Origin of the sequence: Pseudoalteromonas phenolica, assembly GCF_005886345.1 — a bacterium.
Classification (GTDB): Bacteria; Pseudomonadota; Gammaproteobacteria; order Enterobacterales; family Alteromonadaceae; genus Pseudoalteromonas; species Pseudoalteromonas phenolica_A.
In genome coordinates this window covers 1-354 of record NZ_PNEC01000131.1, presented here as the reverse complement: position 1 = coordinate 354, position 354 = coordinate 1, and the positions used below count along the sequence as shown (strand labels likewise).

The window sequence follows — 354 nt, the reverse complement described above, 5'->3', positions numbered from 1 at the left end:
GCTTTTATCAGTTCAAAATATATTAATAAGGGTACTGATTTTATAACAGGTTGTGTTGGTTTTTTTGATTGTATCAATGATCAGGCAACAGCCAATCTATTATTTGATCCTGCTAAGGAATGGCTGATTGATTGTGGGGCTGAAGCAATGGATGGACCTGTAAATTTTGGGGATCGCGATAAGTGGTGGGGGTTAATGGTAGAGGGTTTTGATAGAGAACCTATGTATGGCATGTCGTTTAATCCCAGTTATTATGAATAACTTTTTGAAGGTTATGGGTTCCGGAACTACTACAATCAATACTATTATTATATGAATGTAGATGATCCGCTCCCAACGAAATTTCCGGAGCGG

At 37.9% G+C, this 354-nt stretch carries 1 protein-coding gene; it reads left to right on the top strand.

What is annotated here, in order from left to right:
- On the top strand, positions 1-261 hold a 261-nt coding region (locus tag CWB72_RS20355; protein ID WP_212747926.1), incomplete at its 5' end, for a hypothetical protein.
- Between the last annotated feature and the right edge of the window lie 93 nt (positions 262-354).